Raw genomic sequence first — 15,078 nt, 5'->3', positions numbered from 1 at the left:
GTATGCAATTTCTCTTGAGCACATATCTTTGTTTTTCGCATTAAAAATACTCCCCTTTAAGTAGCATGAGATTTTATTATTTCTCATGTCTACCTAAAGGGGAGCATATCAAAAATAAGCAGCCCTTGAAGGCTGCTTATTTTTATCGCTAATAGTCCCTAAAGAAGGATGCGTTCATTACCGTTTATTTCAAGACGGCATCGGCACTGGTCGGGAGATCCGGCATATCCGTGTTGAACCATTTTTTGTAGATCTGCTGGAATTCGCCGCTCTTCTTCAATTTTTCCATAGCTTCATTTACTTGCTGCAAGAGTTCCTTATTGTCCTTATTGAGGGCAAAGGCCAGATATTCCGGCTTCGTATTGCTGATATCGATGACATCGAATTTATCCTTACCGTCCTGGGTCAGGAAGTAATCGGCAACAGGCTTATCGATGATAGCTGCCGGCGAGCCGCCAACCTGGAGTTCCATGATGGCTTCCGAGTTATTATCGAACTGCTTGACATTGTAGCCCTGTTCTTCAGCATATTTAGCACCTGTTGTCCCGATCTGGACAGCAATCTGTTTGCCCTGGAGATCGGCTGCCGAATGGATACCGCTGTTCTTCGGCGTTAAGATGACCAGTTTCGATTCATAGAAGGGCGCGGCAAAAGCGACTTTCTGAGCCCGTTCCGGCGTAACCGTCATCCCTGTCGCAGCAATATCCATATCGCCCTGCTGGATGATGGGGATGATGCCGGAAAAGGCAATATTATTAAATTCGACATCGCGATTCATTTCTTTGGCGACGGCACGGATCAAATCCATTTCAAAGCCTTTGTATTCGGCCGACTGATCGCTGTCTTTAAATTCAAAAGGAACGAAGGTCGCATTGGTAGCGACGCGAAGCGGCTTATTGGCATCACCTGCTTCTTTTTGACTGCTGCCGCAGCCGGCTAAGAGTGACGCCGCCAAAACACCTGTAAGCAATGCAGTACCCATTTTTTTCATATCCATGCCAATTCCTCCATTAAAATGAATAAAAATTAAATTTGTTTTTATTATTATACCATTTTATACAAAAAAGTAAAGAGGCTTTTAGGCTAAAATATCAAAAAAGCGCTGCTCCCGAAGGAGCAACGCTTTGATAGATTATTTACTGAGATCCAAAGAGCGAACTTTTTCACGCAGCGGCAATACAGACGGAGGGCTGACCGACAGTTCGTCTACCCCCATGCGCAGGAAGGTTTCCGTCAAGGTCAAATCAGCACCGAGTTCACCGCAGATACCTACCCAAATGCCGGCTTTATGGCCATTTTCAATGGTCATCTGAATCAGTTTCAGGACAGCCGGATGATGGGGATCGAAGAAGGTATCGAGTTTCGTCTGCTGACGGTCGATAGCCAAGGTGTACTGGGTCAAATCGTTAGAACCGATACTGAAGAAGTCGACTTCTTTAGCCAGTTCTTCACTCATGACGGCAGCCGCCGGCGTTTCGACCATAATGCCGACTTCCATATCCTTATCGTAGGCAATGCCTTTGGCATCCAATTCCTGGCGGACTTCGTCCAAGATTTTTTTGCTCTGCTGTACTTCCCAGACGGAAATAATCATGGGGAACATGATGGCAATCTTACCGAATGCCGAAGCACGCAGCAAGGCGCGGAGCTGTGTCTTGAACAAATCGACGCGGCTCAGGCAGATGCGGATAGCACGCATGCCCATAGCCGGATTTTCTTCCGGATCAAGGTCGAAATAGTCAACCTTTTTATCGGCACCGATATCAAGCGTACGGATGACGACGGTCTTGCCTTCAAGGGCTTCTGCAGCCTGCTTATAGGCTTCGAACTGCTGATCTTCCGTCGGATAGTTGCTGCTTTCCAAATAGAGGAATTCGCTGCGGAAAAGACCGATGCCTTCGGCATCATTGGCCAGAACCTGAGGCAGATTGCCCGGATTGCCGATATTGGCAAAGAGATTGATCTTCTTGCCGTCTTTGGTAACCGTCGGGACACCGCGCACCTGTTCTAAGGCTGTAAGGCGCAGTTCTTCTTCTTTCTGCTTTTTCTTCATCAGGGCCAGCGTTTCTTCATCAGGATTGATGTAAACGTCCCCTGTCGTGCCGTCGATGACGGCCATCATACCGTCAACGTCGTTATGAAGCTGCGTTCCCGTGCTGACGACAGCGGCAATGCCCAAGGTACGGGCTAAGATAGCCGTATGCGAGTTGGTGCTGCCTGCTGACGTAACAAAGCCAAGGATCTTGTCGGTATCGAGCTGTAACGTTTCGCTCGGTGCCAAGTCGTCAGCAGCAATGATAACCTGATCATAGTTACTGAAATCAATCCCCGGGCCGCCGCTGAGCTGCTGCTCTACGCGGCGGGAAATATCGAGAACGTCGGCTGCACGGGCCTGCATATAGGCGTCTTCCATGGAGCGGAACATCTCCGCAAGTTCTTGAGCCGTCTGATCAACGGCTGCTTCAGCATTCATTCTTTCATCGCGGATTCTTGTTTCAATACCTTCAACATAGTCATCGTCATCGAGCATCATCTGATGAACTTCAAAGACAGCCGCTTGTTCTTCACCGACTTTGTCTACAGCTTTAACATATAAGTCTTTCAGCTGGCTCATCGCTTCTTCACGCGCTTTTTGGAAACGCGCCAATTCTACTTCGACACTTTCAATGGGCCGAACGGCTGTAGAAATGGTGTTGCGATGAAACAGTGCCAGCGGTCCGATACTGATACCGGAAAAGACACTCTTACCTTTTAACGTCAGCATCTGCTTTCCCCCTCAAAAATCTTAGAAGTTTTCCTTCAAGAAGGCTTCTACAGCACTTGCTGCCTGTTCTTCGTCAGCGCCTTCTACCTGTACTTTAATGGATTCACCCTGCTTTACCCCTAAAGCCATGACGGTGAAGATTTTTTTCAAATCACCTTTACGAGCGCCTTTGAAGACACTGATGTTGGATTCAAATTTTTTAGCTTCTTTAACCAAGAGGCCAGCCGGACGAGCATGGATACCCTGGGGATCGGTTACAACAAATTCAAATTCTTTCATGAAAATTCCTCCTTCAGGAAATAAGTGTTTGGAATAGTTGAGATAAAACTCTATTATATAGTGTACTTGATTTATGGAAATTACGCAATTACTCTTGAGAACGTTTTTTGCGGAAAATACCGAGTAAGATGGCTGCCACGATGACACCGGCGATTAAAGAGACGATATACATGGGCCAATTGGTGATGACGCCGAATACGAAGATGCCGCCGTGAGGTGCCGGAAGGGCGCAGCCAAAGAGCATCGACAGCGAGCCGGCAACAGCAGAACCGATGGCGCAGGCCGGAATGACACGAAGCGGGTCGGAAGCTGCAAAAGGAATGGCACCTTCCGTAATGAAGGACAGGCCCATGATGAAGTTGGTAATCGTCGACTGCCGTTCTTTCGGCGTAAACTTATTTCTAAAGATCAGCATAGCCAAGGCGATTGCCAGGGGCGGAACCATGCCGCCGGCCATGACCGAAGCCATGATGCCCGAGCTGACAGCCTGACCGGTAGCACTCATGAGCGAGGCCGTCCCAAAGACGTAGGCTGCCTTGTTGATAGGACCGCCAAAGTCGATAGACATCATGCCGCCCAGGACGAAACCGAGGACGATACGGCTCGACGTCGTCATACTGTTGAGGCTGTCGAACAACCACGTATTAAAGATAGCCGTCGGCGGGTTGATGACAAAGGTCATGATAAGGCCGATGAGAACCAGGCCTAACACCGGATAAAACAGGATGGGCTTCGTGCCTTCCAAAGATTCCGGCAGGACCGACAAGACTTTTTTCAATAAAAGGACCAAGTAACCGGCAATGAAGCCTGCAAAGAGGGCTCCAAAGAAACCGGATCCGCCCGTTGTCGCCAGGAAACCGCCGACGATGCCGGGCATGAGAGCCGGCCGTTCACCGATACTCATGGCAATGTATCCGGCCAGGATAGGCATCATCATACTGAAGGACAGGCCGCCGATATTTTTCAATAAGGCGGCGACAGGCGTCCCGCTGCCGAAGTTTGCTGCACCGGCATTATCCATATCGAAGAGGAAGGCCAAGGCGATGAGAATACCGCCGCCGATAACGAAGGGCAGCATATGGGATACGCCGTTCATCAAATGCTTATAAATCTGGCGGCCCACGCTTTCCTTTTCCGCACTTTCAACCGCTACCGATTCAGAAGACGATTCCGATCCCTGATAAACGGGAGCTTTGCCGTCGAGGACTGTCTGAATCAATTCTTCCGGGATCTTAATGCCGTTGGCAACTTTGGTGAAGATGACCTTTTTGCCGGCAAAGCGCTGGACCGGTACGTCTTTATCGACGGCGACGATGACGCCGACAGCCCGCTTGATATCGGCTTCGGTCAGGTGATTTTTAACCCCGCCGGAACCATTGGTTTCGACTTTGATGTCGACGCCCATGGCAGCGGCCTTATTTTCCAAAGCTTCGGCAGCCATGTAGGTATGGGCAATCCCCGTCGGGCAAGCCGTAACGCCGACGATGAAGGGTCGTTCGGATGGAGCCGCTTCTACGGCCGGTGCTTCTTCCGCAGCGGCTTCAGCGGCCGCTTCTGCGGCTTCGGCTTCAATCTGTTCGGCTTCGGCCTTATCGATCGTCGCAAGGTATTCTTCCGGCGTCTTAGCCTGCATCAAGGCATTGCGAAAATCATCATCCATCAGCATACGGCTCAAACGGCTCAATACTTCCAAGTGGACGTCGGCACCGCCGGCCGGGGCTGCAATCATGAAAAACAGATGAGCCGGTTCGTCGTCGAGGCTTTCGTAATCGACGCCGTCACGAACGATCATCGAGGCCAGCCCCGGTTCGTTTACGGCTTCGGTCTTGGCATGAGGAATGGCAATCCCTTCACCGATACCCGTGCTGCCTTCGGCTTCACGAGCCAGAACACGTTCTTTGTACAGCTCTTTGTCATTCAAATTACCGCCGGCATCCATGAGGTCGACGAGGTGGCCAATGGCCGCTGTCTTATCGGCAACAGCGGCATTAAGGTCAATGCTCTGCTTCTTGAGTAAATCTACAATACGCATCTACATCACTCCTTCTCGCTTTAATTCTCTATACCATTCAATTCTCTAATACAAAAAGTACAAATTCACTTATAACTGGGAATAAATGTCCCGAATCTGGGATTCCGTTGCCAGCCATTCATTAAAGGCCGAAGCACTGCCGGCGCTGATGCCCATCTTTAAAGCTTCATTGAGGTCGCCCTTAGCCGATTCAAACCCGGCCAGGAATCCGGCCACCATACTGTCTCCGGCACCGACAGAGTTGACCAGTGTGCCCTTCGGGGACGGACGGCGGTATACTTTTCCGTCTTCGCCGAGGAGAAGAGCACCGTCTCCCCCGAGAGAAACGAGGACGTTGCGGGCACCCATAGCCTGCAGCTGTTTAGCGCAGACGATGATTTCATCATCGGTCTTGAGATCGACGCTGAACAGTTCGCCTAATTCAAAATTATTGGGCTTAATGAGGAACGGTTTATATTTAATGACATTTTTCAATAAGTCGCCTGTAGCATCGACGACGACGCGGATATCCCGGCCTTGAAGGCGCTTCAAGATCTGTTCATAGATATCGTCCGGAATATCACTGGGAATACTACCGGCCAAGACCAATGTATCACCATCCGCAATGGCATCGATTTGCGCCAAAAGGGCATTGAGCTTATCTTCCGGAATGTTCGGACCCATACCGTTAACAGCCGTTTCGTCATCGGCACTGACCTTGAGGTTAATGCGCGAGCATCCTTCGTCGAGGAGGATAAAATCCGTATCCCCGCCGTTTTCTTTCGCCAGGCGTTCGATTTCCTTACCCGTAAAGCCGGCCACAAAGCCCAGCATCTTAGACGGGATGTGGAGGTTGCCGAGAACGAGGGATACATTGATGCCCTTGCCGCCGGGATAAATCATTTCTTGCTCTGCCCGATTGATATCACCGGCTGTAAATTTCTTCATATGGACAACATAATCTAAGGATGGGTTGAACGTAACTGTATAAATCACAGGATATGCACCTCCGTAATTTGCTGATACGGTTTGTAATCGAGGCTGTCATCGTCCCGCGCCGTAATCAGCGTAACCATTGACAATTCTGCAAATGTAATATGTGAAGATAAGCCGAACTTACTGGAATCAGCTAGGACAAAACGATCCATACACTGCCCTAAAGCGGCCCTCTTACAGACTGCTTCTTCATCATCGGGCGTCGTACAGCCGGAATGGACGGCAATGCCATTAGCACCAAAAAAGCCCTTGGTAAAATGGTAGCGGCCGATCATGTCTCTCATTTCACTGCCGACGATGGCTTCTGTATCGCCTTTCACGCGGCCGGGAACAATATAAACCCTGCCGCCGATACGGCCTAATTTCTGTGCCAAGGGGATACTGTTCGTAACAAATGTCGCTTCTGAACCGGCCAGGAACTCGACGAGCTGTTCCGTCGTCGAACCGGCATCGAGATATACAAAGTCCTCTTTATGAATCAATCGGGCTGCATACTGGGCAATACGCCGCTTTTCACTCATATGAATAGAATATTTATCCTGCAAATTCTCCATATCCGCTTCATATAAAGAATCGTCTCGAAGCGTCGTCGCTCCGCCATGAACACGGCGCAGGCGGCCTTCCCGATCAAGGGTCAGTAAATCCCTTCGGACTGTCGATTCCGAGATGTTCAAAAAACTAACTAAATCCTGAACAGATACGGCTCCGCTCGTATTGACGAGTCGCATTATTTTTTCATGTCTTTCTTCAGTCAGCATCGCATCACTTCCTTTTCCAGCCTCCTCTCGCCATATTATATCGTTATTTTCATTCATTTTCAATCAAATACAACCATTATAATCAAAAAGCAATCAAATTCGTTCATTTATGTGCTCAGCTCATTCAAGTGATTTTATTCACATAGAAATAAAAAAAAAGAAGGAAACTGTCATATAAGGGACAATTTCCTTCCATGAACTTCCATAAACCGATGATGAATCGGTCAGGTCAATCATTTCTGTTTAAGAAAGCACTTACATACCGGTACTCCGGGAGGGCTGGGCCGTCGTTTCAATTCCGTGACGGGTCTGGTATTTCAAGAATGCCATCAGTACCAAAGCCACTACGAAGGCTCCGACGAAGAAGTACAGCGTCGTAGCGTAGCTGTTCGTCGTTTCTTTGATGATCGATACCAAGACCGGACCGGCAACGCCGGCAGCCCCCCAAGCCGTCAGGATACGGCCGTGAATGGCACTGAGATACTTGGTACCAAAAAGGTCGCTGAGGTAAGCCGGCATGCAGGAAAAACCGCCGCCATAGCAAGTAATGATGAGCAGGAGGAGGATTTGGAAGCTGAAAGCGCTGGTTACATTGGCAAGCTGCCAGAAGGCCAGGATTTCAATGGCGAAGAATAAGACATACGTCGACGAACGGCCGATATAGTCGGAAACGGTAGCCCAAGCAATGCGGCCGGCACCGTTCAAGAGACCGATGAGGCCGACCATAGAAGCCGCTGCCATAGGCGACATGCCGACGACATCCTGGGCCATGGGAGATGCAACGGCCAAGAGGGCGATGCCGCAGGTAATGTTCGTAAAGAAGAGCCACCAAATGGCGTAGAACTGCCACGTTTTCATGGAGTCGCGAACGGTAAACTGAGGCTGTGCATCGGCATATTCAACGTTCGATTTCTTTTCAGCAGCCGCTGCCGAATCTTCTTCGGGAGGCGCTAAATATAAGGACGATGCTGTCATGATGACCATATATACAATACCGAGGATGATGAAATTAGCCACCAGACCAAAAGACTGAACCAGAATTTGCATGGCAGGACCTGCAATCAGGCTGGCAAAACCGAAGCCCATGATGGCCAAACCCGTTGCAAAGCCGCGGTTTTCAGGGAACCACTTAACCAACGTCGATACCGGCGTAATGTAGCCCGTCCCCAGGCCGATGCCGCCGATGACGCCGTAGAACAAGTAGAGCATGGGCAGGCTGTGCAGGTAGAGGGCAGCTGCCGTACCAAACATAGCCAAGACGAAGAAGGTCATCGACAAGAGCCCTGATTTGCGAGGTCCGATTTTTTGAACAAAACTGCCCAAGAAACCGGCCGATAATCCGAGGAATAAAATAGCTAAAGAAAAAGTCCACGTCGTTTCCTGCAGGCTAAAGCCCATAGCTTCCATGATCGGCTTGGTCAAAACGCTCCAAGCGTAGACACTGCCGATACAAATATGGAGGCCGATAGCCGACAAAGCGATGAGCCAACGATTTCTTTTCATGATCCATTATCTCCTTCCAGGTAGGGAGCCAAGAGGTCTGAAAAAAAATATACCGACCCCCGGGCCCAAGAATATGTTAGTAGCATACACTTGCCCAGACGGTCGGCATGAAATGGCTTCGTACAGTTCACGTGGTTGCTCCACTTGAATCCGTCAGTCCTGTACGAATCTGCTGATGTTATTATACGAATATTGATTTATTTTGTCAATATCAAATTTTAAGCGGCCGGAGAAAAAGGAACGTAATCCTTCGATTCCGTGGACTGGCCGGCAGCTTTTTGTGTCGTTGCTGCACTCGACGATTGTTCCTGCCCCTGCTGAGCAGCTAATTCAGCGGCCTGCTGCTGCTTTTCCTGAATATCCGATAAGGTCTGGCCTGCCGGTGCATGGCGCACGATGTAGACATTTTCTGCAGGTTCCGCATCTTTCAGAGCCGAAAAAGCGTAGGTCATCAGTTTCTGGGCATCGCCATAGCGGTCGCTCGAATTCATGATCGATGCGATGACCGTCCGACCGTCTCTCGTTGCCGAAACGACAAGACAAGGACCACCGGCATTGGTCGTACCGGTCTTGATGCCGTTGGCGCCGGCAAAGCCGCTGGTCAAAAACTCGTTGGTCGACGTGCAGTGCTTGAATCCGCCGTCCATATAGGGCATGTCGAATTCGCTTCGGCTGACCATATCCTGAAATTCAGGAATCTTCATGCCATAGGCAGCGATAACAGCCATGTCGCGAGCCGTCGAGTAATGGTTCGTATCGGGAAGGCCGTGAGGATTGGCAAAGTGCGTATGAGAAGCGCCTAAAGCAGCTGCTTTTTCATTCATCTTGGCAACAAAATCAGATTCTGTCGGCGTCACCGTTTCGGCGACGGCAACGGCTGCATCACAGCCCGATACGAGCATCATGCCGGTCATGCCATTACTGAGGGTAATCTGATCGCCCGGTTTGATGCCGAGAACGGAGGCATCACTTTCGATGTCATAGATATCATTCGTAATATTAAGGGGTTTATCCATCATATTCTGCCCCTTACCGAGCTCAATACCGAGGATGGCCGTCATAATTTTCGTCGTACTGCCGGGATAGGCCAGGTCATCGGCATTTTTCGCATAGAGTTCATCCCCCGTATCGGCATCCATAACATAGGCTGCATGAGCCTCGATATCCGGTTTCTGCAGTTCATCGGCAAAGACCGGCGCTGCCAGGGTCATACAGGCAGCGGCAGCCAAACAAATCATTTTTTTCAAAGACATAATTGCACCTCTCCTTTATAAAGGATTTTTTACAGCCATTTTCGGCTTGCGCGGATATTTTTTAGGACTTTCGCCAGTCTTTTGAATATAGATGACGGCCCGCACCTCATCGAGTCCCGGAAGCTGAACGGCCTTCACACGGGCCACCGTACCGCCTAAAATCTTCAAGGCCTTTTCAGCTTCTTTCAGTTCGTCCTCATACTGGGCGCCCTTTAAAGAAATGAAATAACCGTCCTGTTTGACATAAGGCAGAGCCCATTCGGCCAGAATATTTAAACGAGCCACGGCTCGGCTGGTCACGACGTCAAAGGCACTGCGGTAGATAGGCTGATGGGCTGCCTCTTCGGCCCGACCGTGAAGGAAATCGGCAGTAAGTCCCAATTGATCAACCAGGTTCTGCAAAAAAGTAAGTCTCTTTTGCAGGGAGTCAAAAAAGGTAACCTTCAAATCCGGGCGATAGATGAGCAAGGGCAGGCCGGGAAAGCCGGCGCCGGTTCCCAAATCAAGAACGGACGCCCCCGGCGTAAAGCAATCCTCTTCATAACAGGAAAGACTGTCAGCCATGTGTTTTATCGCTACTTCTTTAGGCTCGGTAATGGCCGTCAGGTTCATGACCTTATTGGTTTCAATTAATTGTTCATGAAAGACGTCGAATTGGCGGAGCTGTTCCTCCGTCACCGAAAGTCCCATGGCTGTAAGAGCCGATTGTAATTCACTGCCAAACATATTACTTATCCCCCCGGTTGTGTTGTTCCAAGAGAATCAGAAGGGCCGTAATATCGGCCGGTGAAACGCCGGAAATACGGCTGGCCTGACCTAAGGACAAGGGGCGGATTTCATCGAGCTTCTGCCGCGCTTCGGCAGACAAAGTGTCGATGTCGGCATAGACGATGTCTTTGGGCATTTTCTTCTTTTCCAAGCGGTTCATCTTGTCGACCTGTTCCATCTGACGGCTGATGTAGCCTTCGTACTTAATCATGATTTCGATTTCTTCCTCAACGTCTTCCGCTAAGTCCGGCAAGTCAAAGACGGTCTGTAGGGACGCATAGGTCACGTCATCACGACGAAGAAGGTCATAGGCTGTGAGAGCCGTATGGATAGGCGCTGTGCCGAGTTTTTCAAGTTTGGCTAAGTTGTCTTTAGACGGCGTAACCGAAATTCCCTTCAAGGCTGCAATCCCGGCGTCGATGGCCTCTTTCTTAGCCGTGAAGGCCCGGTATCGTTCTTCTGTTACCAAACCGATGTCGTAACCCTTCTGGGTCAGGCGCAAGTCGGCATTGTCCTGACGCAGGATGAGTCGGTACTCGCTGCGGCTGGTCATGATGCGGTAAGGCTCGTTCGTTCCCTTAGTGACTAAATCATCGATGAGGACGCCGATGTAAGCTTCGGAGCGGGTCAGGACGAAGGGATCTTTATGCTGCACTTTTAAAGCCGCATTGATACCGGCAATCAGCCCTTGAGCTGCCGCTTCTTCATAGCCGCTGGTACCGTTGGCCTGGCCGGCTGAAAAGAGGCCGGAAATCTTTTTCGTTTCCAGCCACGGCGTGAGCTGCGTCGGATCAAGGCAGTCGTATTCGATGGCGTAGCCGGGACGCATGATTTTTACGTCTTCAAGGCCCGGTATCGTCCGCAGGAAGGCATACTGAACGTCAGCAGGCATACTGGTACTCATGCCCTGGACGTACATTTCTTCTGTCGATTCCCCTTCCGGTTCAACGAAAAGCTGGTGCCGCTTTTTATCGGCAAAGCGGACGATTTTCGATTCAATGGACGGGCAGTACCGGGGACCGATGCCTTCGATGACGCCGTTGCACATCGGCGCCCGATCAAGGTTGTCGCGAATGATTTTATGCGTTTCTTCATTCGTAAAGGTCAGCCAGCAGCAAGCCTTGTTGCGGTTCTTTCGTTCCGACAAGAAGGAAAATGCATGGCCGTCCTTATCCCCTTCCTGCTTGGTCATTTCATCAGTCCGAAGGGTGCGGCGGTCGACACGGGCAGGCGTACCGGTCTTAAAGCGCATGAGCTTGATTCCGGCTTTTAAGAGCGATCCTGACAAGTCTTCTGCCGAACGCTGACCGATAGGTCCGCCGGAATAGGTGCAGTCGCCGATGATAATCTTCCCTTTTAAATAAGTTCCCGTCGCCAAGATGACACAGGGCGCCTTATAGACTTCATCGAGTTCTGTCCGCACACCGGAAACGACGCCGTCTTCGAGCAGCAAATCGGTAATCATGAGCTGTTTGACATCGAGATTTTCCTGGTTTTCCAAGGTCTTGGTCATGGACATCTGGTACAGCTTTTTATCGGACTGCGCCCGCAGCGAATAGACAGCCGGCCCTTTGCCGGTATTGAGCATCCGCATCTGCAGGCACGTTTCATCGGTATTAATCCCCATTTCGCCGCCTAAGGCATCGATTTCCCGGACCAAATGGCTCTTTCCCGGGCCGCCTACGGCCGGATTGCAGGGCATAAGGGCAATATTATCTAAATTTAAAGTAGCAATCAGCGTCTTGGCACCTAAGCGGGCACTGGCAAGTGCCGCTTCACAGCCGGCATGGCCGGCGCCGATGACGATGACATCATAGGTATCGACGGTAAACATAGTTCCACCTCTTTATTTTCCCAAACAGAATCGGCTGAAGATTTCTTCAACGATATCGTCATGAACGGTATCCCCCGTGATAGAGCCCAAGAGGCTCCAGGCTTCCCGCAAATCGACGACGGCAAAGTCGACGGGCATGCCGTCTTCCATGGTCGTCAGGGCTCGCTTCAAGGCCTCTCGGCTTTGACGGACCAATTCAATATGACGCGTATTGGTAAGTAAGGCACTGCCCGATTGATTGGTATGGGGTATAGCCTGTTCCAAAAGTTTGTCTTTTAAAACCTCCAGGCCTTCACCGGTACTGGCTGAAATCGACAGGACCGGATGGTTATAGGCCGTAAGATCGCCTTCACCGACGACAGCCGGTAAATCGAGCTTGTTGAGGACGATAAGGGCATTCTTATCGGCCGTTGCCTCTAAAATTCCTTTATCTTCCTCGGACAGGGGGCGCGAACGATCGATGACGACGACGGTGATATCGGCCTTATCCATATAGGACTTAGCCTTCGTTACGCCAATCTGTTCGACCCGGTCATCGGTTTCACGAATCCCGGCCGTGTCGACGAGGCAGACGGGAATACCTTTTAAAGAAATCCACTCTTCAAGGACGTCCCGCGTCGTTCCCGGCACATCGGTGACGATGGCCCGGTCGCTTTGAAGGAGGCAGTTGAGTAAACTGGACTTTCCGGCGTTAGGCGTTCCGGCAATGGCTGCCATGACGCCGTCGCGAATCATCCTCCCTTCCCGCGAAGCGGTCAGCATCTCATCGAGGGCTTCTAATTGGGTCCGAATAGCTCCGGCAACATCAGGGACGGTAATCTCTTCTAAGTCTTCTTCAGGATAATCGATCATGACTTCCAGGCGCGTAATAAAATCAGTCAGTTCCTTGCGCATGGCACCGACGGCCTTCGACAGGCGGCCTTCAAGCTGACTGACAGCACTGGTAAGACCTTGATCGCTTTTAGCTTGGATGACGTCCATGACGGCTTCGGCCTGGGCCAAGTCGATACGGCCGTTCACGAAGGCTCGCTGCGTAAATTCGCCGGGATTGGCCAGGCGGGCACCGTGAGAAAGGACCTGAGCCAAAATTTCTTCTAAGGCCTTATATCCTCCGTGGCACTGAATTTCTAAGACATCTTCCGCTGTATATGAATGAGGTCCTTTCATAATGAGCAGCAACACTTCATCGATCGGCCGCCCGTCCTCGGACACGATCATGCCGTGCTGGATCGAACGGTCCCGCCGATCGGCTAGAGGAACCTCAGAGGAACTCTTAAAAACGGCATCGCCGACTGCATAGGCCTTGCTGCCGCTGATACGAATGACGCCGATGCCGCTCTCACCGAGGGGAGTGGCAATAGCCGCAATCGTATCGGCCGTATCATACATCATATATGACTCCTTCCATAGTCTAAAAGGAGTTGTCAGCGACAACTCCTTTTTCATATCTATCGTTATGCGTTATCCTTGATAATAAATGACGACGTGACGGTACGGATCTTTGCCTTCACTTTCCGTCCGCACTTCCGAATCATTTTGCAGGGCTACGTGAATGATTTTTCGTTCATAGCCATTCATCGGCTCTAAGGTAACGGACTCGCCGTTTTGTTTGACTCGGTTGGCCAAACGATGGGCCAGCTGCTTCAGCGTTTCTTCACGGCGATGCCGGTAGTTTTCAACATCGAGCATAATAAAGTACCGTGCATTTTCGCCTTGATTGGTCGTCAGATTGGTTAAATATTGGAGGGCATCCAAGGTTTGACCGTGCTTGCCAATGAGGATGCCTAAGTTCTTGCCATGGAGATGAAGAAGGATTTTATCAGACTTGATCATCTTTTCAATGACCACGTCGATACCCATGTTCTTCAATACTTCCTGAAGAAAGGCCTTGCCTTTGGCCGCCGCTTCTTCTGCCGAAAAAACAGCTTCCTCCGGTTCATGTACGACCGCTTCAGAAATCCCGTCTTCTTCCACATCGGATGCTGAGACTTCTGAATTCTTTACATCTTCAGACGTTTCAGCTATTTGCGGTTCTTCAACGAGAACTTCCTTTTCCGGTTCGGCCTGAACGACGTCAGACGGTACCGGCGTGACATCGGCCTTTTCAGTAATACGGACCCGGGCCGGTTTACTGCCAAATCCAAAGAAACCGCTTTTCGGTTCTTCTAAGATCTCGATGTCGACTTCTTCTTTCATTCTGCCGAGGCGCACCAAACCGGAGCGCACGGCATCTTCGATCGTTTTTCCTGTTGCTTCGATAGTACTCATGCTTGTGCTCCTTTATTCTTGAGGTGAGCCATCACCATCTGCTGGCCCCACTGGAAGAGGTTGGAAACAACCCAGTAAATGACCAGGCCGCTCGGGAAGTTGAGGCTGATCCAACCGATGAACAGCGGCATGACGACTTTCATGATCTTCTGCTGTTTAGCCTGAGCATCGGAGGCAGCAACCTGGGCACCGGACATCTGGTTCTGAATGAAGTACGTCGAAATGGCCGACAGGATCGGCATGACGTAAATAGGATCGGGCTGACCGAGACTGGGAAGCCATAAAAAGCTTTCAAAGGCCGGGTCATAAGGATACTCTCTTAGAGCATAAAATATAGAAATAAGGAAAGGCATCTGAATGAGAATGGGAAGGCAGCCCGACAGCGGGTTGACGCCCATTTCCCGATACAGTTTAGACATTTCTTCCTGCATCTTCTTCTGATTTCCCTTATATTTCTTTTGTATTTCTTTAATCTTAGGCTGCAGAAGCTGCATGCCTTCCATGGAACGGATCTGTTTCGCCGTAAGGGGCGACAGCACCAATTTAATAATCAAGGTGAGCAAGATAATGGCAATGCCATAGCTCGGATAGCCCATGTTCTGGGTAAAAGCATAACAGTAATTCATAAATGTCGTCATAATACC

At 50.3% G+C, this 15,078-nt stretch carries 13 protein-coding genes and 1 riboswitch; all 13 genes read right to left on the bottom strand.

Features of this window, described 5'->3' with window-relative positions; genetic code table 11:
* Positions 1 to 184: 184 nt before the first annotated feature.
* The 13 genes from A0U42_RS04660 to A0U42_RS04600 all read right to left on the bottom strand — a co-directional run bounded on the left by A0U42_RS04660 (position 185) and on the right by A0U42_RS04600 (position 15,072).
* Entirely contained in the window at positions 185 to 997 is an 813-nt protein-coding gene (locus tag A0U42_RS04660; RefSeq protein WP_044503405.1) for a basic amino acid ABC transporter substrate-binding protein, read from the bottom strand.
* A gap of 135 nt (positions 998 to 1,132) precedes the next feature.
* Entirely contained in the window at positions 1,133 to 2,764 is a 1,632-nt protein-coding gene (ptsP, locus tag A0U42_RS04655; protein ID WP_065360064.1) for a phosphoenolpyruvate--protein phosphotransferase, read from the bottom strand.
* A gap of 21 nt (positions 2,765 to 2,785) precedes the next feature.
* Positions 2,786 to 3,043 (bottom strand): HPr family phosphocarrier protein, encoded by a 258-nt coding sequence (locus tag A0U42_RS04650; RefSeq protein ID WP_044503407.1) that lies wholly within the window; start codon positions 3,041 to 3,043, stop codon positions 2,786 to 2,788.
* Between the two features lie 88 nt (positions 3,044 to 3,131).
* Positions 3,132 to 5,075 (bottom strand): fructose-specific PTS transporter subunit EIIC, encoded by a 1,944-nt coding sequence (locus A0U42_RS04645; protein WP_065360063.1) that lies wholly within the window; start codon positions 5,073 to 5,075, stop codon positions 3,132 to 3,134.
* A 69-nt stretch (positions 5,076 to 5,144) separates the two neighbouring features.
* Positions 5,145 to 6,050, bottom strand: coding sequence for a 1-phosphofructokinase (pfkB, locus tag A0U42_RS04640; RefSeq protein ID WP_044503409.1), 906 nt, complete (start codon positions 6,048 to 6,050; stop codon positions 5,145 to 5,147).
* Entirely contained in the window at positions 6,047 to 6,808 is a 762-nt protein-coding gene (locus A0U42_RS04635; RefSeq protein ID WP_065360062.1) for a DeoR/GlpR family DNA-binding transcription regulator, read from the bottom strand. The genes pfkB and A0U42_RS04635 overlap by 4 nt, the downstream gene beginning before the upstream one ends.
* Positions 6,809 to 7,063: 255 nt before the next feature.
* Positions 7,064 to 8,311 carry an OFA family MFS transporter gene (locus A0U42_RS04630; RefSeq protein WP_065360061.1) on the bottom strand — a complete coding sequence of 416 codons (1,248 nt, stop codon included), beginning with the start codon at positions 8,309 to 8,311 and terminating at the stop codon, positions 7,064 to 7,066.
* Between the two features lie 85 nt (positions 8,312 to 8,396).
* Positions 8,397 to 8,482: riboswitch (ZMP/ZTP riboswitch) on the bottom strand.
* A 47-nt stretch (positions 8,483 to 8,529) separates the two neighbouring features.
* Positions 8,530 to 9,564, bottom strand: a complete 1,035-nt coding sequence (locus tag A0U42_RS04625) for a D-alanyl-D-alanine carboxypeptidase family protein (RefSeq protein ID WP_083122296.1) — start codon at positions 9,562 to 9,564, stop codon at positions 8,530 to 8,532.
* A 15-nt stretch (positions 9,565 to 9,579) separates the two neighbouring features.
* Positions 9,580 to 10,290 (bottom strand): 16S rRNA (guanine(527)-N(7))-methyltransferase RsmG, encoded by a 711-nt coding sequence (rsmG, locus tag A0U42_RS04620; protein WP_065360060.1) that lies wholly within the window; start codon positions 10,288 to 10,290, stop codon positions 9,580 to 9,582.
* 1 nt (position 10,291) lies between these two features.
* A complete protein-coding gene (gene mnmG / locus A0U42_RS04615) occupies positions 10,292 to 12,166 on the bottom strand; it encodes a tRNA uridine-5-carboxymethylaminomethyl(34) synthesis enzyme MnmG (protein ID WP_065360059.1) in 1,875 nt (624 codons plus the stop codon).
* A gap of 12 nt (positions 12,167 to 12,178) precedes the next feature.
* Complete coding sequence (gene mnmE / locus A0U42_RS04610; protein WP_065360058.1) at positions 12,179 to 13,555, bottom strand: tRNA uridine-5-carboxymethylaminomethyl(34) synthesis GTPase MnmE; 1,377 nt, start codon at positions 13,553 to 13,555, stop codon at positions 12,179 to 12,181.
* Between the two features lie 72 nt (positions 13,556 to 13,627).
* Positions 13,628 to 14,434: an RNA-binding cell elongation regulator Jag/EloR gene (gene jag / locus A0U42_RS04605; RefSeq protein ID WP_065360057.1), complete on the bottom strand. Its 807-nt coding sequence runs from the start codon at positions 14,432 to 14,434 to the stop codon at positions 13,628 to 13,630.
* A complete protein-coding gene (locus tag A0U42_RS04600; RefSeq protein ID WP_231726824.1) occupies positions 14,431 to 15,072 on the bottom strand; it encodes a YidC/Oxa1 family membrane protein insertase in 642 nt (213 codons plus the stop codon). The genes jag and A0U42_RS04600 overlap by 4 nt, the downstream gene beginning before the upstream one ends.
* Positions 15,073 to 15,078 lie beyond the last annotated feature (6 nt).

Origin of the sequence: Megasphaera sp. DISK 18, assembly GCF_001682955.1 — a bacterium.
Classification (GTDB): domain Bacteria; phylum Bacillota; class Negativicutes; order Veillonellales; family Megasphaeraceae; genus Megasphaera; species Megasphaera massiliensis.
This window is presented reverse-complemented; position numbering and strand designations above follow the sequence as displayed.